19 protein-coding genes are annotated in these 16,846 nt (G+C 59.8%); 15 read left to right on the top strand and 4 right to left on the bottom strand.

The features are described from left to right. Nucleotides 1-2: 2 nt before the first annotated feature. Nucleotides 3-752, bottom strand: coding sequence for an SDR family oxidoreductase (locus tag AC07UB_RS03835; protein WP_494655258.1), 750 nt, complete (start codon nt 750-752; stop codon nt 3-5). 405 nt (nt 753-1,157) lie between these two features. Between AC07UB_RS03835 and pstS the strand changes: the two genes are divergently transcribed. The 12 genes from pstS (at nt 1,158) to pip (ending at nt 11,071) form a co-directional block, all read left to right on the top strand. Then, nucleotides 1,158-2,168 carry a phosphate ABC transporter substrate-binding protein PstS gene (gene pstS, locus AC07UB_RS03830; RefSeq protein WP_492788958.1) on the top strand — a complete coding sequence of 337 codons (1,011 nt, stop codon included), beginning with the start codon at nt 1,158-1,160 and terminating at the stop codon, nt 2,166-2,168. Between the two features lie 127 nt (nt 2,169-2,295). Continuing rightward, a complete protein-coding gene (gene pstC / locus AC07UB_RS03825) occupies nt 2,296-3,285 on the top strand; it encodes a phosphate ABC transporter permease subunit PstC (RefSeq protein ID WP_492788959.1) in 990 nt (329 codons plus the stop codon). A 61-nt stretch (nt 3,286-3,346) separates the two neighbouring features. Then, nucleotides 3,347-4,192: a phosphate ABC transporter permease PstA gene (gene pstA / locus AC07UB_RS03820; RefSeq protein WP_492788960.1), complete on the top strand. Its 846-nt coding sequence runs from the start codon at nt 3,347-3,349 to the stop codon at nt 4,190-4,192. Continuing rightward, the gene (gene pstB, locus AC07UB_RS03815; protein WP_492788961.1) at nt 4,189-5,016 is read left to right on the top strand and encodes a phosphate ABC transporter ATP-binding protein PstB; all 828 of its coding nucleotides are present in this window, start codon (nt 4,189-4,191) and stop codon (nt 5,014-5,016) included. The genes pstA and pstB overlap by 4 nt, the downstream gene beginning before the upstream one ends. 26 nt (nt 5,017-5,042) lie before the next feature. Next, nucleotides 5,043-5,759 (top strand): phosphate signaling complex protein PhoU, encoded by a 717-nt coding sequence (phoU, locus tag AC07UB_RS03810; protein WP_492788962.1) that lies wholly within the window; start codon nt 5,043-5,045, stop codon nt 5,757-5,759. Nucleotides 5,760-5,789: 30 nt separating this feature from the next. Further along, nucleotides 5,790-6,491, top strand: coding sequence for a phosphate regulon transcriptional regulator PhoB (gene phoB, locus AC07UB_RS03805; RefSeq protein WP_492788963.1), 702 nt, complete (start codon nt 5,790-5,792; stop codon nt 6,489-6,491). A 149-nt stretch (nt 6,492-6,640) separates the two neighbouring features. Beyond that, the gene (gene pqqA, locus AC07UB_RS03800) at nt 6,641-6,721 is read left to right on the top strand and encodes a pyrroloquinoline quinone precursor peptide PqqA (protein WP_009031067.1); all 81 of its coding nucleotides are present in this window, start codon (nt 6,641-6,643) and stop codon (nt 6,719-6,721) included. A 149-nt stretch (nt 6,722-6,870) separates the two neighbouring features. After that, nucleotides 6,871-7,797 (top strand): pyrroloquinoline quinone biosynthesis protein PqqB, encoded by a 927-nt coding sequence (pqqB, locus tag AC07UB_RS03795; RefSeq protein ID WP_492788964.1) that lies wholly within the window; start codon nt 6,871-6,873, stop codon nt 7,795-7,797. After that, complete coding sequence (gene pqqC, locus AC07UB_RS03790; RefSeq protein WP_492788965.1) at nt 7,794-8,558, top strand: pyrroloquinoline-quinone synthase PqqC; 765 nt, start codon at nt 7,794-7,796, stop codon at nt 8,556-8,558. The genes pqqB and pqqC overlap by 4 nt, the downstream gene beginning before the upstream one ends. Continuing rightward, nucleotides 8,558-8,872 carry a pyrroloquinoline quinone biosynthesis peptide chaperone PqqD gene (gene pqqD, locus AC07UB_RS03785; RefSeq protein WP_492788966.1) on the top strand — a complete coding sequence of 105 codons (315 nt, stop codon included), beginning with the start codon at nt 8,558-8,560 and terminating at the stop codon, nt 8,870-8,872. Before pqqC ends, pqqD begins: the two co-directional genes overlap by 1 nt. Then, a complete protein-coding gene (gene pqqE / locus AC07UB_RS03780) occupies nt 8,869-10,086 on the top strand; it encodes a pyrroloquinoline quinone biosynthesis protein PqqE (protein WP_492788967.1) in 1,218 nt (405 codons plus the stop codon). Before pqqD ends, pqqE begins: the two co-directional genes overlap by 4 nt. Then, complete coding sequence (gene pip, locus AC07UB_RS03775) at nt 10,076-11,071, top strand: prolyl aminopeptidase (RefSeq protein WP_492788968.1); 996 nt, start codon at nt 10,076-10,078, stop codon at nt 11,069-11,071. Before pqqE ends, pip begins: the two co-directional genes overlap by 11 nt. A gap of 18 nt (nt 11,072-11,089) precedes the next feature. On the opposite strand, the gene AC07UB_RS03770 is transcribed toward pip, so the two are convergent. The 3 genes from AC07UB_RS03770 to otnC all read right to left on the bottom strand — a co-directional run bounded on the left by AC07UB_RS03770 (nt 11,090) and on the right by otnC (nt 13,700). Next, the gene (locus AC07UB_RS03770; RefSeq protein WP_492792607.1) at nt 11,090-11,419 is read right to left on the bottom strand and encodes a c-type cytochrome; all 330 of its coding nucleotides are present in this window, start codon (nt 11,417-11,419) and stop codon (nt 11,090-11,092) included. Between the two features lie 103 nt (nt 11,420-11,522). Next, entirely contained in the window at nt 11,523-12,803 is a 1,281-nt protein-coding gene (locus tag AC07UB_RS03765) for a PQQ-dependent sugar dehydrogenase (RefSeq protein ID WP_494652105.1), read from the bottom strand. A gap of 240 nt (nt 12,804-13,043) precedes the next feature. After that, nucleotides 13,044-13,700: a 3-oxo-tetronate 4-phosphate decarboxylase gene (otnC, locus tag AC07UB_RS03760; RefSeq protein ID WP_492788970.1), complete on the bottom strand. Its 657-nt coding sequence runs from the start codon at nt 13,698-13,700 to the stop codon at nt 13,044-13,046. Nucleotides 13,701-13,838: 138 nt separating this feature from the next. On the opposite strand from otnC, the gene ltnD reads away from it, so the two are divergent. Genes ltnD through otnK form a run of 3 tightly spaced genes read left to right on the top strand, consistent with a single transcriptional unit; the run spans nt 13,839 to nt 16,844 of the window. Then, complete coding sequence (gene ltnD / locus AC07UB_RS03755; protein WP_492788971.1) at nt 13,839-14,738, top strand: L-threonate dehydrogenase; 900 nt, start codon at nt 13,839-13,841, stop codon at nt 14,736-14,738. A 37-nt stretch (nt 14,739-14,775) separates the two neighbouring features. Beyond that, a complete protein-coding gene (gene otnI, locus AC07UB_RS03750; protein WP_492788972.1) occupies nt 14,776-15,573 on the top strand; it encodes a 2-oxo-tetronate isomerase in 798 nt (265 codons plus the stop codon). After that, a complete protein-coding gene (gene otnK, locus AC07UB_RS03745) occupies nt 15,570-16,844 on the top strand; it encodes a 3-oxo-tetronate kinase (RefSeq protein WP_492788973.1) in 1,275 nt (424 codons plus the stop codon). The genes otnI and otnK overlap by 4 nt, the downstream gene beginning before the upstream one ends. The last annotated feature ends 2 nt before the right edge of the window (nt 16,845-16,846 follow it).

Here is a 16,846-nt window from a genome sequence, read left to right as displayed (position 1 = left end):
CATCAGACGAGGCCGCCGTTGGCGCGGAGCACCTGACCATTGATCCAGCCGCCGTCGGGGCCTGCCAGAAAAGACACAACGCCGGCGATCTCGCTCGGCTGAGCGAGCCGCTCCAGCGGCGGCATCTTTGCGAGACGTTCAATGAGCTCCGGCGATTTGCCGTTCAGGAACAAATCGGTGGCGGTCGGGCCGGGCGCTACGGCATTAACCGTGATGTTGCGGCCTCGCATTTCCTTGGCAAGGATGGCGGTCAGCGTTTCGACAGCGGCCTTGGTCGCGGCATAGATGCCGTAATTCTCAAGCTTTGTTCCAACCACACTCGTCGAGAAGTTGATCACGCGTCCGCCGTTGCGCAGCCGTTTTGCGGCTTCGCGCAGGCCGTTGAAGGTGCCTTTCAGGTTGATGGCGATCATCCGGTCGAATGCTGCGTCATCCGCGTCCGCAATGCTGGAAAGCGTCATGATGCCCGCGTTGTTCACCAGCACGTCGACGCCGCCGAACGCCGCTTCCGCCGCATCGAACATCCGGCCGACAGCGGCAGGGTCGCTGACATCGGCCTTCGCCGAGAGGGCGCTGCCGCCCGCAGCTTCGATCTTGTGGGCGAGTGCTTCCGCTTCAGCCTGGCTGCCTGAATAGTTGATGACGCGAAGCCGTCCCTGGCGAGCCGCTCGGCGATCGCAGCGCCGATTCCGCGCGAAGCTCCGGTGACGATTGCAACCTTCTTGGACGTCTTGGTCATTTCTGATCTCCATCCCCGGCTTCATCCGGTTCGCGGGACTATGTCCATTTTCTGCCGGTGAACAATCTGACTGTCGGTTCGCTTGGCCCCGACCGAACTGAACGCCGTTTTCGTCTGCCAGGCCTTCGACTTGACCACGATCAACGTAACGCTGAGGGCGAATGCGTGTCGCGGAGAGGCATTCACAGTTGTTAAAAAGTCCTTGCCGCCAATACAATGAGCAGATCAGCTAAATCTTATTTTTGATAGTTATTTCAATATGATGTTTAGGTTTCCTCTCCGGCAATATGTGCCGTCACATGGTGTCACACGACTGTCATCCAACCTCCATAAAAGCTCTATGCCGGACCTCTAAAGAGACGGCCTCGGGAAGCAAGCTTTGATGATTGTGCACCCGCTCACACGATGGAGAGACCCAGTGAATTTCATTAAAACAGTCGTTGCTGCTGGCCTTGTCGCCGCATCGACGTCGGCATTTGCCGCGGACATCACCGGCGCGGGTGCGACGTTCCCGTTCCCCGTCTATTCGAAATGGGCTGACGCCTACAAGAAAGAGACCGGCAACGGCCTGAACTATCAGTCGATTGGCTCGGGCGCCGGCATCAAGCAGATTCAGGCCAAGACGGTGACTTTCGGCGCGACCGACGCGCCGCTGAAGGCTGAGCAGCTTGAGAAGGACGGCCTGATCCAGTGGCCGATGGTGATGGGCGCGATCGTGCCGGTCGTGAACCTCGAAGGCATCAAGCCGGGCGAACTCGTGCTCTCGGGCGAACTGCTCGGCGATATCTATCTCGGCAAGATCACCAAGTGGAACGACGCGGCGATCGTTAAGCTGAACCCGAAGCTCAAGCTGCCGACCGATGCCATCACGGTGGTGCGCCGCTCGGACGGTTCGGGAACGACCTTCAACTTCACCGACTATCTGTCGAAAGCCAACACGGAGTGGAAAGCCAAGGTCGGCCTCGGAACTGCCGTCGAGTGGCCCACCGGCGTCGGCGCCAAGGGCAATGAAGGTGTCGCCGGCAACGTCGGTCAGACCAAGAACTCGATTGGTTACGTTGAGTACGCCTACGCCAAGCAGAACAAGCTGACCTACGCCGCGATGATCAACAAGACCGGCAAGACCGTTCAGCCGACCGTCGCTTCGTTCCAGGCTGCTGCGTCCAATGCCGATTGGGCCAAGGCTCCCGGCTACTATGTAATCCTGACCGACCAGCCGGGTGAAGGCTCATGGCCGATCACCGCCGCAACCTTCATCCTGATGCACAAGACCCCGGTCGATAAGGCTGCATCCGCGGAAGCGATCAAGTTCTTCAAGTGGTCGTTCGAGAAGGGCGGCAAGATGGCTGAAGACCTCGACTACATCCCGATGCCGGAGCCCGTGGTCAAGCTGATTGAAAAGACCTGGTCAGCGGACATCAAGAGCTAAGCAAGCGTCCCGGAGGAGAGGCCAGCCTCTCCTCCGTTTTCTTTGATGACGTCGGACGCCGATCAGAGCGCGTGGCTTCCGGCAGACTGAACTAGAGTGAATGGGACAGGGGACCAGCGTGGCAGAAATGGCCGTTCAGAGCACCTCTATGGAAGCAGCCGGGCCTTACGATCGCGCGAGAGCCCTGAGCGCATTCAAGTTCGGCGACAAGGCCTTCTACTGGACAACCCGGGTCTGTGCGCTCGCGGTGCTTCTCATTCTTGGCGGCATCATTCTCTCTCTGATCGCGGGCGCATGGCCGGCGATGAAGGAATACGGATTTGCATTCCTGTGGACGCAGCGCTGGGCGCCGTCCGCAGACCCACCGGTTCTCGGGGCGCTCGGTCCGATCTACGGCACGCTGGTGACGTCGGTCATCGCGATGATGATCGCCATTCCGGTCGGTATCGGCATCGCGATCTTCCTGACCGAGCTTTGCCCGCAATGGCTGCGCCGGCCCATCGGCATGGCGGTCGAGCTTCTGGCTGGCGTTCCGTCGATCATCTACGGCATGTGGGGTTTCTTCGTGCTCGGCCCGTTTCTGGCGAACACGTTCCAGCCTTTCATGATCCGGATCTTTGAAGGTGTTCCGGTCCTAGGCACGATTTTCGCGGGTCCGCCGTCCTATTTGAGCCTTTTCAACGCTGCGTTGATCCTGGCAATCATGGTGCTACCGTTCATCACGTCGATTTCGGTCGACGTGTTCAAGACAGTGCCGCCCGTGTTGAAAGAAGCGGCCTACGGCGTCGGCTGCACGACGTGGGAAGTGGTCCGCAACGTCGTCATCCCGTATACGCGGGTCGGTGTGATCGGCGGCATCATGCTGGCGCTCGGTCGCGCGCTAGGCGAGACGATGGCGGTGACCTTCATTATCGGAAACTCGTTCCGCATATCTTCATCGGTGTTTGCGCCCGGCACGACAATCTCGGCGGCCATTGCCAGCGAATTCGCCGAAAGCGACGGACTCCATCAGTCGGGCCTCATTCTGCTCGGCCTGTTGCTGTTCGTGTTGACGTTCTTCGTGCTGGCAGCAGCCCGGCTGATGCTGATGCGTCTCGAAAAGAAGGCGGGAAACTAGGCATGATCCGGAAAAGTGGACACCGGTTTTCCGACAAGATCATGCCTCTTCAGGTGATGTCATGAACCCGATTTATGCCTCCCGCCGCCGCTCCGACATCGTGGTGCGATTTCTTTGCCTTGGGGCCGCTCTTTTCGGCGTCACCTGGCTCGCGCTGATCCTGTTCACGTTGTTCTACAATGGTCTCGCGGGTCTGAATCTTCAGATCTTTACCGAGAACACGCCGCCGCCGGGATCGACCGAAGGTGGATTGCTCAACGCCATTGTCGGCTCGATCATCATGACCGTCCTCGGCGTCGGCATCGGTGCGCCAATCGGGCTGTTTGCCGGTACCTATCTCGCCGAATACGGCAAGCACGACCGGCTGACCTCGGTGATCCGTTTCATCAACGACATTCTGCTGAGCGCGCCGTCGATCATTATCGGTCTGTTCGTATACGGCGCGATCGTCATTCCGATGGGCGGCTTCTCGGCTTTGGCAGGTACGCTGGCGCTGGCCGTGATCGTTATCCCCGTCGTGGTGCGTACTACTGAGGACATGCTTGGCCTTGTTCCCAATCCACTGCGTGAAGCCGCGTCCGCGCTGGGCTTGCCGCGCTCGCTCGTTATCAAGCGCATCGCTTATCGGGCCGCACGTTCGGGTCTCATCACCGGCGTTCTGCTCGCGACCGCACGCGTCGCCGGCGAAACCGCGCCGCTGTTGTTTACCGCACTCAGCAATCAGTTCTTCAGTCTCGATCTCACCAAGACGATGGCCAACTTGCCCGTGACCATCAACAACTTCGTCCAAAGCCCTTATGAGTATTGGAAACAGCTCGCATGGAGCGGGGCTTTGCTTATCACCTTGACCGTACTTGCCCTTAACATTGGCGCGCGCATCCTTGGCGCCGAGAGGACATCGAAATGAGCGAGCAGCTTTCTGTCAGCGTAGACCTTCCTCGTGGGCACGCGCCGGGATTGGCCGGCCAGCTGGACGCGCGGCCCAAGGTGACGGCGCGCGATCTGAATTTCTATTACGGCGAGCACCACGCCTTGAAGAACATCAACATTGCCCTTGGCGAGAACCGCGTCACTGCGTTCATCGGTCCATCGGGCTGCGGCAAGTCGACCCTGTTGCGGATATTCAACCGGATGTACGATCTTTATCCGGGCCAGCGCGCGACAGGCCAGCTCATGCTGGATACGACCAACATTCTCGATCCGAAGCTCGATCTCAACCTGCTGCGCGCGCGGATCGGAATGGTGTTCCAGAAGCCGACGCCGTTCCCGATGACCATTTACGAAAACATCGCGTTCGGGATTCGCCTGTACGAGAAAATCTCCAAATCCGAAATGGACGGTCGTGTCGAAGCCGCGTTGAAGGGCGGTGCGCTCTGGAACGAGGTCAAGGACAAGCTAAATGCGAGCGGCCTCAGCCTGTCGGGTGGTCAGCAGCAACGCCTGTGCATCGCACGGACGGTCGCCGTCCGTCCGGAAGTGATTCTGTTTGACGAGCCTTGCTCGGCGCTCGATCCGATCTCCACCGCCAAGGTTGAGGAACTGATCCAGGAGCTCAAGGAAGATTACACAATCGCCATTGTGACGCATAATATGCAGCAGGCGGCGCGTGTGTCGGACAAGACCGCGTTCATGTATCTCGGCGAACTGGTTGAATTCGACGATACCAACAAGATCTTTACGTCGCCGACAGATCGGCGGACGCAGGATTACATCACTGGCCGTTTCGGCTGACGCGCATTTCGCGGGAGAGACAAATCATGGGTTCAGATCATACCGCCAAGGCGTTCGACGAAGACCTTCAGGAACTCAACCGGCTTGTCGCCGAGATGGGTGGCCTGGCTGAGCGACAGATCGTCGATTCTGTCGATGCGCTGATCCGGCGCGACGTTGCGCTGGGCAAGCGCGTCGTCGCCGCCGACGTCGAGATCGACAAACTGCAGCATCTGATCGAGGAGCGTGCCGTGCTGACCATCGCGCGCCGCCAGCCGATGGCGGTCGATCTGCGCGAGATCGTCGGTTCCTTGCGTGTTGCGACTGACCTCGAACGGATCGGGGATCTCTCGAAGAATATCGGCAAGCGTGTTTCGGCGTTGGACAGCGATTTTCACCCTTTGAAGCTGATCCGCGGCCTGGAGCACATGACCGATCTCGTGCAGTCACAGGTGAAATCAGTGCTCGACGCCTATGCGGCACACGATCTGCCGGCTGCGATGACGGTCTGGAAGGGCGACGAGGAGGTCGACGCGATCTGCACCTCGCTGTTCCGCGAGCTTCTGACCTACATGATGGAAGATCCGCGAAACATCGGGTTCTGTATTCACCTGATGTTCTGCGCCAAGAACATCGAGCGTATCGGCGATCACGCGACCAACATTGCCGAGACGGTTTTCTATATGATCGAAGGCCAGCAGATGCTCGATCAGCGCCCGAAGGGCGACATGACGAACTTTGCAACGGCCGCGTCAGGCAGCTAACTTGCAGGATGATGAATTGAAGGACCGCTCATGAGCGCCCGCATTCTTGTGGTCGAAGACGAAGAGGCGTTGACGACGCTGCTTCGTTACAATCTGGACGCCGAGGGTTACGACGTCGAGACCGTGGCCCGCGGCGATGACGCCGATACGCGGCTTAAGGAGCATATCCCAGATCTGATCGTGCTTGACTGGATGCTTCCCGGCCTGTCGGGAATCGAGCTTTGCCGCCGCCTGCGCGCGCGGCAGGAGACCAAGCAGATTCCGATCATCATGTTGACCGCGCGCGGCGAGGAAAGCGAGCGGGTGAGGGGACTTGCGACCGGCGCAGACGATTACATCGTCAAGCCGTTCTCGGTTCCCGAGCTGCTGGCGCGGGTCAAAGGCCTATTGCGGCGTGCAAGTCCCGAACGCCTTGCGACGGTTCTGGCGTTCGGCGACATCGAATTGGACCGCGACCGGCGTCGCGTTGCGCGTTCGGGCCGGCCGATCGATCTCGGCCCTACCGAATATCGCCTGCTGGAGTTCTTTCTTGAGCACCCAGGCCGCGTGTTTAGCCGGGAACAGCTGCTTGATGGCGTATGGGGACGCGACATCTACATCGACGAGCGCACGGTTGACGTACACATCGGTCGGCTGAGGAAGCTGCTGAACCTGGGCCGCGAGTCGGACCCTATCCGCACCGTCCGCGGCGCGGGCTACGCTCTCGATGATCGTTTCGCCAAGGCCGAGTGAGTTTGGTTCCGGTTCTTTCGCATTGCAGCGAAGTCACATTTTTGTGGCGGGCGGCATCCAAGTTTCGTGGCGCCAAAATCGAACTCCGTGGTAGCTTCGATGGTGATGATGGCACGAAGTCCGTCATGCAATGGGCAAGGAGACCGCAAATGGCCTGGAAGACCCCCAAGATTGTCGAAGTGCCGGTCGGCATGGAAATCAACATGTACGCCTGCGCGGCGCGCAAGTAAGCGGCATTCTCGTTATCAGGCTCGCGGCTAAGCGGTCCGGTTTGCGCTAGGAATTCCTTCATATGTGAAGGCTTTCCGGCGCGAGGCCGGGTTTTCTTGTGTCTGCGGCGCTGCCCCTTATGAGATCGAATCGAGGACGGAGCTCCCTCATGCGCGTCGTCGTTCTCGGGGCTGCGGCGGGCGGGGGCGTACCCCAGTGGAATTGTAACTGCGATGTCTGCCGCCTGGCGCGCAGCTCGCATCCGGAATTGCAGTCGACTCAGACATCGATTGCGGTCAGCGCCGACGGTGAGCACTGGTTTCTGGTCAACGCCTCGCCTGACTTGCGTCAGCAATTGATTTCGACGCCGCAGCTTCATCCCAAGGCCGGTCATCTGCGCCACAGTCCTGTCGCAGGCGTCATCCTGACCAATGGTGAGGTTGATGCCGTCGCCGGATTGTTGTCGATGCGCGAGGGCTCGCCTTTTTCGATCTACGCGCACCCACGTGTGCTCTCCATTCTCAAGTCGAACAGCATCTTCAACGTGCTCGATGAGACGCGCGTGCGGCGCGAGGCTGTCGAATTCGATAAACCGTTCGAACCGAAGCTTCCTGACGGCTCACCGTCTGGTCTCGAAATTCTTCCCTTTGCCGCGCCGGGCAAGCGCGCCTGGTATCTGGAAGGGGCAGCCTTTCCTATCGACGGCGATGAGGCGGGGGATACGCTCGGATTGCGGATCACTGACAAGGCAAGCGGGGAACATCTCTACTTTCTCGCAGCCTGCGCGGCGCTCACCCCCGATCTCAGGCAGCGCCTTCGCGGCGCGTCTCTGGTTTTCTTTGACGGTACGCTGTGGCGCGACGACGAATTGATCGCGGCCGGCCTTGGCACCAAAACCGGTCAACGCATGGGGCACATGGCCATTTCCGGTGAACAGGGCGTGATCGCCGGGCTTGAGGATCTCGGCATCGGGCGCAAGATTTTCCTGCACATCAATAATTCGAATCCGGTTCTGCTGCCGGGCGCCGCCGAGCGCGAAGCCGTGGAGCGCGCCGGCTGGCAAATTCCTTCGGATGGCACGGAGATCACCATTTGATCGCGACGAGCGTATTTGCATTGAAGACAGGTACGCCGCTTGCAAATGCGGAGGACCTTGAGGTTGCGCTGCGCGGTATCGGCGCGACGCGCTATCACAATCTGCATCCGTTTCACCGGTTGCTTCACGGCGGCAAGCTGAACAAGGGGCAGGTTCAGGCCTGGGCGCTCAACCGCTACTATTATCAGAGCTCCATTCCCATCAAGGACGCGGTGGTGATTTCGCGCTTTCGCGACCGCGATATTCGTCTCGAATGGCGACACCGCATCGAGGACCACGATGGCGACGTCGGCACCGAAGGGGGTATCGAGCGCTGGTTGAAGCTGACCGAAGGGCTCGGCCTCGATAGCGCTTATGTCGAATCCGCCGAGGGAATTCTGCCTGCTACGCGCTTCGCGGTGGATGCCTACGTCCATTTCGTTCGCGACAAGACGCCGTTGGAAGCCATTGCGTCCTCATTAACCGAACTTTTCGCGCCGAACCTGCATGAGGAACGCATTTCGGGAATGCTCGCGCACTACGACTTCATCAATCCGAACATCATGAGTTACTTCAAGCGGCGCATGGAGCAGGCGCCGCGCGACGCCAATTTTGCGCTGGATTTCGTCAAGCGGCACGCAAAAACACCCGAAGAGCGCGAAGCTGTCTGCAATGCGTTGATTTTCAAGACCAACGTGCTCTGGGTCCAGCTCGACGCGCTCTATCATGCCTATGTCGACGGCCATATTCCGCCGGGTGCTTTCGTGCCGGAGCGCGGCTGATGGCATTGCGAAGCCGGCGGATCGACATAACTGAAGGGAGCAGGCCCGTGCTGGCGCGTCATGCCAGGCTGAAGTTCGACGAAGCGCGGCAGGTCTGGGTGATCCTGGTGCCGGAGCGCGTACTTGCGCCGGACGAGATTGCGGTAGAGATTTTGCAACTCTGCGATGGCGTCCGTAACGTCGATCAGATCATCGATGTGCTTGCCGCAAAGTATGCTGCCGATCGCGGGATGATCGGCGCTGATGTAATGGCCATGCTGCGGGATCTCGCCGAAAAGGGATTTCTTGCAGAGGCACAGGATCCGAAGTCATGAGCCCGACGCTCACCGATGCTTCTCCGGTTCGCGCCGATCCAGCCGATGGATTGGCGGTGCTGGAGCAGCGCAGATCGCAGGCCGAAACATTCGGGATTCCGCTGGCTGTTCTGGCCGAGCTGACCCACCGCTGCCCTTTGCAATGTCCGTATTGCTCGAACCCGGTAGAACTGGAGCGAGGCGGCGCGGAGCTTTCCACCGACGAATGGAAGCGGGTGCTGAGCGAACTCGCCGCGATTGGCGTGCTGCAGATCCATTTTTCCGGTGGCGAGCCGACGGCGCGCAAGGATCTCGCAGAGATCGTTCAGCACGCAACCGACGTCGGGCTTTATTCGAACCTCATCACCTCGGCGGTTCTGCTTACGAAGGAAAAGCTGACTGCATTGGCCGATGCTGGGCTGTGCCATGTTCAGATCAGCTTTCAGGGCAGCGAGCAGAGCGTCGCCGACCGTGTCGCGGGGCTGAAAGATGCGCACGCGAAAAAGATCGAGGCCGCAGGTTGGGCGCGAGAGCTCGGACTACCGCTGACGGTCAACGCGGTCATGCATCGACAGAACCTGTGTCAGCTTGCGGACATCATCCAGATGGCGGTCGATCTCGATGCCGACCGGCTCGAAGTCGCCAATGTGCAGTACTACGGCTGGGCCTTGAAAAACCGCGCGGCACTGATGCCAACCATCGCGCAGATTGACGAAACCTCCCGTATCGTCGAGGAAGCCGAGGTGCGGCTGAAGGGCATCCTCGCCATCGATTATGTGGTGCCGGATTACTACGCGTTGCGCCCAAAGAAATGCATGGGCGGGTGGGGAAGGCAGTTCTTCAACATCTCACCGTCAGGTAAAATTCTGCCATGTCATGCGGCTGAAACCATTACCGGCCTGAAATTTGAATCGGTGCGCGATCATTCCATCGCCTGGATCTGGCAGAATTCCGAAGCCTTCAATCGCTATCGCGGCACCGGCTGGATGCCCGAGCCGTGTCAGAGTTGTGAGTTCAAGGAGATCGACTACGGCGGCTGCCGCTGCCAGGCCTTCGCGCTGACGGGCAATGCTGGCAATACCGATCCCGCCTGCGCGCTGTCGCCTGCACACGAACAGATTTTCAAAACGGCTATGAGAGAATCCGTGGGAGACAGCCGCCGCTTCATCTATCGCAACTTCGCGGGCGGCACGCTTGAGACCGACACACGCGAGATTGATAAACATGGAGCCTGACGCCGCGGACATCACGACACCAGGCAAATCCGATCGCTTTGCGCCGCTCACCGCGCGGCATCTGTCGGTGGGCGATGGTCACGAAATCTACGTCGAAACAGTCGGCCGCGCCGACGGCATTCCCGCGGTCTATTTGCATGGCGGCCCCGGTAGCGGCTGCCAACCCGATCATCGGCGGTTGTTCGATCCGCTTCGGTTTCATGCAGTGCTGTTCGATCAGCGCGGGGCGGGCAGAAGCCGTCCCAAAGGATCGCTTGAGGCGAATACGCTGCCGCATCTGATCGCGGATATGGAGGCGATCCGCGAAAGTCTTGGCTTCGAACGTTGGCTTGTGGTTGGTGGATCGTGGGGCGCGACACTGGCGCTGGCCTACGCACAGGCGCATCCGCAGCGCGTCAGCGGTATCGTCCTGCGCGCGACGTTTCTCGGCACCCGCAGCGAACTGGAGAGCGCCTTCCTCAAAAACCTGCCGCGCCTCTATCCAGAATTGAATGAGGATTTTATCGGAGTGTTGCAGCCCGAGGACCGTGATCGGCCACTAGATGCGTATTGGCAGCATATTCTCGATTCTGATCCGACTGTGCATGGGCCCGCGTCCCGCGCATGGCACGACACCGAGCGCATTCTGTCGGAGCACAAGCCTGCCAAAACCCGGCTGGATATTGCCGCTGTGAACGATGTGAGGCGCGGTCTTCCGTCTACGCCATTCATGGAGGCCCATTATTTTCAGAACGATTGTTTCATGAAACCCGGACAACTTTTGGAAAATGCGGGACGGTTGAAGGGCATTCGCGGGATCATCGTGCAGGGCCGCTACGATTTGCTGTGTCCGCCGTCGACCGCTCATGCGTTGATGGCGGTTTGGCCCGATGCGAAATTGAGGATGGTCGAGGCCGCGGGGCACTCTTTGTATGATCCTGGGGTGAGGGATGCTGTTGTTGCTGCGATCAACGACCTAGCCTACTATTTTACCCGCGCGCGTTAGATCTCTGTTGCGCGAATCTCAGTTTGGCAGCGTCACGTTGACCTCAAGTCCGGAATACCACGCGGCGAGGTCCGCGATGTCGGCGTCAGACAACGGCTTTGCGACAACGCTCATGGTTTCGTCTTTGCGTTCCTCCGAGCGGAAAGCTTTCATCTGTTTTTCAATATACATCGCGGGGGACCCGGCAATATTCGGCGCCATCGGCATTTTCGAAATGCCGTCGATGCCGTGACAGGCCGCGCACATTTGCGCCTTCTTGCGTCCGGCCTTGGCGTCGGCAGCATGAGCCGGGTCCGTCAACCCGGCTGTCCCCAGAACAAGCAGGGCGAGGGCTGTGCGCACGATCATTTCTTTTTCCCTTGCGTCGTCAGGCGTTGGAGCACCATTGATATTGCGCCGCGAGACAGATGGATATCCGTCTCGCGGCGATTCTTGATATTGAACCCGACGCTTACTTGCCGTCGTAGGTGATGCGATACAGCGCTCCGGCAAGATCGTCGGAAACAAGCAACGAGCCGTCACGCAGCGTGGCAATATCCACCGGCCGCCCCGTATACTCGCCGTCGGGCGTCAGCCAGCCGGACGCAAAGACTTCCGTCTTGTCCGCGCTGCCGTCAGCCTTGAGCGAGGTGAACATTACGCGTGCGCCGACGGGATCAGTCCGGTTCCAGGAGCCGTGCTGGGCGGAGAAGATGCCGCCGCGATACTTCGCCGGGAACGACTTGCCGTTGTAGAACGTCATGCCGAGATCGGCGGCATGTGCGTCCATCTCCACTTCGGGGTAGGTCACGTTGGCGGGCGGCGTGTCGGCCTTGTACTCGGTAGTGCGAACCTTGCCGCCGCCGTAATAGGGGAAGCCGAAGTTCTGTCCGGCCTGCGTGATACGGTTCAGTTCGCCGGGAGGGATGTTATCTCCCATGCCATCGACCTGATTGTCCGTAAACCAGAGCTGATTGTTCTTGGGGTTGAAGTCCATGCCGACCGAATTGCGAATTCCGCTAGCATAAACTTCGCGGTTCTTGCCGTCCTGATCGATCCGGATGATGCCGCCGATGCCGTGCTTTGCGAAACCTTCGAGCTTGTCCTTCGCCGGCACGTTGAAGGGCTGACCAAGCGAGACGTAGATCTTCTTGTCTGCGCCGACGCGACAGACGCGCGCGGTATGGTTGAAGCTCTCGTCTTCCTTCGGGATCAATTCGCCTTGCGGGACCACCACGGCGACCGCGATGTCCGGGCTTTCATAGAAGAATTCCGCAGCGGGGAAATTGAGAATGCGATTTTGCTCGACGACGAAGAGGAAACCGTCCTTGGAGAAACAGACACCGTTCGGGATGGTGAAGTTTACCGAGGGCGCGAATTCCTTGACCTCTTCCGCAAAGCCCGCCTTGCCACGATCGGTGACGGCGTAAACCTTGCTCTTGCGCGTGCCGACGAACGTCACGACGCCTTGCGGGCCGACGGCGATATGCCGCGCGTCCGGAACCAACGCGTAGAGGCCGATCTTGAAGCCCGGCGGGAGCTTGATCTTGGCGAGATTAGCCTTGATCGCATCGACCTTGCGGCCAGTCTGCGGCACGGTCGGGATTTCCGTGACGCCGGTCTTCTGGAAGTTGCCGAGCTTGTCGAGGTTGTTATTGTTTTGCGTTTGGGCCGAAGCCGACATCGCCGAGGCGCAGATAAACGCTGCGACGGCGACCGAATTCAGCGCATGATGCTTAAAAGCGTAAAACATGATCTTAATCCTCCCGGGGGTTCGATTTTTTTGACGTTTTACGGGCGTGAGCCTATCGCACGTTTGTGACGACGCAAGGTGAGCCGCGCGCAAATCATTCTGGCGGTGCAGCATTGAAAAACGCCATCGCGTGATCGTGATTTGTGGCGGAGACCGGGTGCGACATTAGGGCCGAAAGCCGCGAGGCGTTTGGCTTCTTCGACTGCATACGGAGACCGGAGTTGTATCAGATCGTGACGATCATGATGGCTTATCGGGCAGTGAAATTCCGAACGTCGATGCAAGATCGGAAACCTGATCGGGCGTGAGGCCGCGCGGGTTCATCCCGCGCAGCATTAAATAGAGCTTTGCGGTTTCTTCCAGTTCTTCCGTGGCGAAAACGGCCGCTTCGAGAGATTCGCCTGCAACCACGGGCCCGTGATTGGAGAGCAGCACGCAGGCGTATTTTCCGGCGAGCCCGCGAATGGCGTCAGCCACCGTCGCGTCACCCGGACGGTAATAAGGCAGCAGGGCCGTTGCGCCGCAGCGCATCACATAATAGGGCGTCAGCGCTGGCAGCGCGGCTTGCGGATTGATCTCGGGCAGCATCGACACGGCAACGCAGTGGGCGCAGTGCAGGTGGACGATGGCTCGTGCGGTGCTTCGCGTCTCGTAAAGCGCAGCATGGAGGGGAATCTCCTTGGTGGGAGCGTCCCCGGACCGCAGATGGCCGGAGGAATCCAGCCGCGAAATGCGTGCGGGATCGAGGAAGCCGAGGGATGCGTTGGTCGGCGTAACCAGCCAGCCGCCGTCGTCGAGCCGGACGCTGATATTTCCGGATGACCCCGGCGTCAGTCCGCGCTCAAAGAGCGAGCGTCCATAAAGGCAAATCTCCTCGCGGAGCCTGGTTTCGGTCATTGGTCATCCTTTGCGTTCGCTTTTCCCACGGTTTCGGGCATGGCTCAAACGCCATTTTGGCCACACCGCGGGGCATGCTACCAAGCGGTCAACCGCCCGCCGCCAAATGTGCGAGCACGCAACAAACTGGGAGATCATATGCCCGTTGGACGTATTGGAGTTGTCGGTCTCGGTTCAATGGGCTTCGGAATGGCGCTGTCGCTGAAGCGCGCCGGGTTCGATGTCGCAGGCTGCGACGTGACGCCGGAGACAGTCGCCAGATTTGCTGCCGAGGGCGGGCGGGCGGCATCGAGCCCGGCGGACGCCGCTCGTGACGCCGACGCTGTCGTCAGCGTCGTGGTCAATGCGTCGCAGACCGAAACCATTTTGTTCGGCGCGCAGGGCGCTGCCGAGACGTTGCCGAAAGACGCAGTGTTCATTTCCTCTGCGACGATGGATCCCGACGTCGCGCGCCGCCTTGCGAAGCAGCTTGAAGCCACCGGCCGCCATTATCTCGACGCGCCGATCAGCGGCGGAGCTCAGCGCGCCGCTGAGGGCGAACTGACAATCCTTGCTTCCGGCAGCAAGGAGGCTTTTTCCAGGGCGCGATCCGCGCTCGATGCGATGTCCGCGAAGCTCTATGAACTTGGGGACGCCGCAGGACAGGGCGCAGCATTCAAGATGATCAACCAGTTGCTCGCCGGCGTGCATATCGCCGCTGCGAGCGAGGCTATCGCGTTCGCCGCGAGGCAAGGTCTCGACATCCGTAAAGTTTATGAAGTGATTACTGCGTCGGCGGGCAATTCGTGGATGTTCGAGAACCGGATACCGCATGTGCTCGACGGCGATTACGCACCGCGCAGCGCGGTTGATATTTTCGTCAAGGATCTCGGCATTATTCAGGACATGGCGCGTACCGCGAAATTTCCGGTGCCGGTGTCGGCCGCGGCGCTCCAGATGTTTCTGATGACGTCGGCCGCAGGCATGGGCCGCGATGATGACGCATCGGTGGCGCGCATGTATGCCCGTGTGACGGGAACGAAATTGCCGGGTGAATAGCGCCCGACTATCGTAATCAAGAAAATGGAAATGTCCGATGCCCCGCTTTGCAGCCAATCTCAGCATGATGTTCAACGAAGTGCCGTTTCTCGATCGCTTCGATGCAGCCGCGAAAGCCGGTTTCACGGCGGTGGAGTTTCTGTTCCCCTACGAACATTCGCCTGACGACGTGGGAAAGCGCCTGCATCGCAATGGCCTGACGCAGGCGCTGTTCAATCTTTACCCCGGCGACTGGAATGAGGGCGAGCGAGGCTTTGCAGCTCTGCCCGATCGCTTTGCTGACTTGCAGGCGAGCGTCAAGCAGGCGTTGCCTTACGCTAAAGCGACGGGAGTGAAGCGATTGCACCTGATGGCGGGAATCGCTGATCGCTTCGACCCAAAGGCGGTAGATTCATTTCGCCGCGGAGTGGCGTGGACGGCCGAGGCGTTTGGCAGGGAAGGCATCACTCTCGTGATTGAGCCGATCAATCCACGTGACGTGCCGGGCTATTTCCTGAACGATTTCGATTTTGCAGCGGGCGTCATCGAGGATTTGAAAATTCCGAACCTGAAACTGCAGTTCGATATCTATCACCGGCAGATCGTCCACGGCGACGTGACGATGGCGCTGCGCAAGATGATGCCCATGATCGGGCATATCCAAATCGCCAGCGTGCCGTCGCGCAATGAGCCGGGCGGCGAAGAGTTAAACTATCCGTTCCTGTTCGATGAACTGGACCGGCTGGGTTACGATGGTTTCGTTGGCTGCGAGTATCGTCCAAAGGGCGATACCGTTGAAGGTCTCGGCTGGTTCGCGCCTTACGCGGCCAAGGCTAAGAAAGGAGCGCGCGCGTGACGTTGGCGCTAGGCTGCATCGCCGACGACTATACCGGCGCATCCGATCTAGCCAACACGCTGACACGCTGTGGCCTTCGCACGGTGCAGACCATCGGCGTGCCCGACGATGCGTTGGCGCTGCCAGATGTAGACGCTGTTGTTGTCTCATTGAAAAGCCGTTCCATCGAGGCTTCTCAAGCTGTCGCGCGGTCGAGAGAAGCAGATAAATGGCTGCGTGCGCGAGGCGCCCAGCATGTGCTGTTCAAGATCTGTTCGACGTTCGATTCCACCGATGCCGGTAATATCGGACCGGTGATGGATGCACTGCGCGCCGAATCCGGTGACGCCATTGTGCTGGTAACGCCGGCGTTCCCGGGAACGGGGCGGACAGTCTATCAAGGCAATCTGTTCGTCGGCAGCGTGCCGCTGAACGAAAGCCCGTTGAAGGATCATCCACTCAATCCCATGCACGATTCCAATCTGGTGCGGGTGCTGGCGCGGCAAAGCAAATCCAACGTCGGTCTTGTCGATCTTGCGACTGTGGGGAAGGGAGCGGCCGCAATCCGCGCGCGCCTCGCGGAGTTTACGAAACAGGGGATTGGCGCAGCCATCATCGATGCGGTGTTCGATCCAGAACTAGAAATTGTCGGTCAGGTCGCGCTCGACCATCGATTGTCGGTCGGCGCATCGGGAATGGGACTTGGGCTGGCGCGCGGATTGATAACGTCGGGCAGGGTGAAGAAAACCTCATCGTCCGTTAATGAGAAAGCTATCGGCGGTCCTGTGGCCTGTCTCGCCGGAAGCTGCTCGCAGGCGACGCTGACGCAGATCGTACAGGCAGAAAAATCGATGCCGGTGCTGCGGCTCGACCCGGAGAAGATCGTAGCGGGTGGAGCGGAAGCCGACCGCGCGCTGAACTGGGCGCGTGAGCATCTTGGGAAGGGGCCGATCCTGATTGCCAGCAGTTCGACGCCGGATCAGGTGGCGTCCTTGCAGGCGAAGCATGGCCGCGATGCGGCGGGTCATGCCATCGAGCAGGCGATGGCCGCGATCAGCGAAGGACTTGTCGCCGCGGGTGTGCGGCGTCTCGTGATCGCGGGCGGCGAAACGTCGGGCGCCGTGGTCGATCGCCTCGGCATTCCGGCGTTTCTGGTGGGACCGGAAATCGCCGCCGGCGTGCCGGTGCTTCGTTGTGTCGGCTGGAGCAAGGGCGAGGCTGTGTTGGCCTTGAAATCCGGAAACTTTGGTGGTCAGGATTTCTTCAACGACGCAATCCGTCTGATGCCGTAGTG

The sequence above is a fragment of the Afipia sp. GW821-FHT04G03 genome, from assembly GCF_059419985.1.
The sequence above is the reverse complement of the archived record's forward strand: the minus strand, read 5'-3'. Positions and strand labels throughout refer to the sequence as shown.

Excerpts from the sequence above, each read along its gene's own strand:
- AC07UB_RS03765 (WP_494652105.1), bottom strand. The coding sequence starts at position 12,803 with ATGTTTTACGCTTTTAAGCATCATGCGCTGAATTCGGTCGCCGTCGCA.
- AC07UB_RS03835 (WP_494655258.1), bottom strand. The coding sequence starts at position 752 with ATGGAGATCAGAAATGACCAAGACGTCCAAGAAGGTTGCAATCGTCAC.
- AC07UB_RS03770 (WP_492792607.1), bottom strand. The coding sequence starts at position 11,419 with ATGATCGTGCGCACAGCCCTCGCCCTGCTTGTTCTGGGGACAGCCGGG.
- otnI (WP_492788972.1), top strand. The coding sequence starts at position 14,776 with ATGCCCCGCTTTGCAGCCAATCTCAGCATGATGTTCAACGAAGTGCCG.
- pqqE (WP_492788967.1), top strand. The coding sequence starts at position 8,869 with ATGAGCCCGACGCTCACCGATGCTTCTCCGGTTCGCGCCGATCCAGCC.
- ltnD (WP_492788971.1), top strand. The coding sequence starts at position 13,839 with ATGCCCGTTGGACGTATTGGAGTTGTCGGTCTCGGTTCAATGGGCTTC.
- pstC (WP_492788959.1), top strand. The coding sequence starts at position 2,296 with ATGGCCGTTCAGAGCACCTCTATGGAAGCAGCCGGGCCTTACGATCGC.
- pip (WP_492788968.1), top strand. The coding sequence starts at position 10,076 with ATGGAGCCTGACGCCGCGGACATCACGACACCAGGCAAATCCGATCGC.
- phoB (WP_492788963.1), top strand. The coding sequence starts at position 5,790 with ATGAGCGCCCGCATTCTTGTGGTCGAAGACGAAGAGGCGTTGACGACG.
- pqqD (WP_492788966.1), top strand. The coding sequence starts at position 8,558 with ATGGCATTGCGAAGCCGGCGGATCGACATAACTGAAGGGAGCAGGCCC.
- pqqB (WP_492788964.1), top strand. The coding sequence starts at position 6,871 with ATGCGCGTCGTCGTTCTCGGGGCTGCGGCGGGCGGGGGCGTACCCCAG.
- pstA (WP_492788960.1), top strand. The coding sequence starts at position 3,347 with ATGAACCCGATTTATGCCTCCCGCCGCCGCTCCGACATCGTGGTGCGA.
- pstB (WP_492788961.1), top strand. The coding sequence starts at position 4,189 with ATGAGCGAGCAGCTTTCTGTCAGCGTAGACCTTCCTCGTGGGCACGCG.
- pqqA (WP_009031067.1), top strand. The coding sequence starts at position 6,641 with ATGGCCTGGAAGACCCCCAAGATTGTCGAAGTGCCGGTCGGCATGGAA.
- otnC (WP_492788970.1), bottom strand. The coding sequence starts at position 13,700 with ATGACCGAAACCAGGCTCCGCGAGGAGATTTGCCTTTATGGACGCTCG.
- phoU (WP_492788962.1), top strand. The coding sequence starts at position 5,043 with ATGGGTTCAGATCATACCGCCAAGGCGTTCGACGAAGACCTTCAGGAA.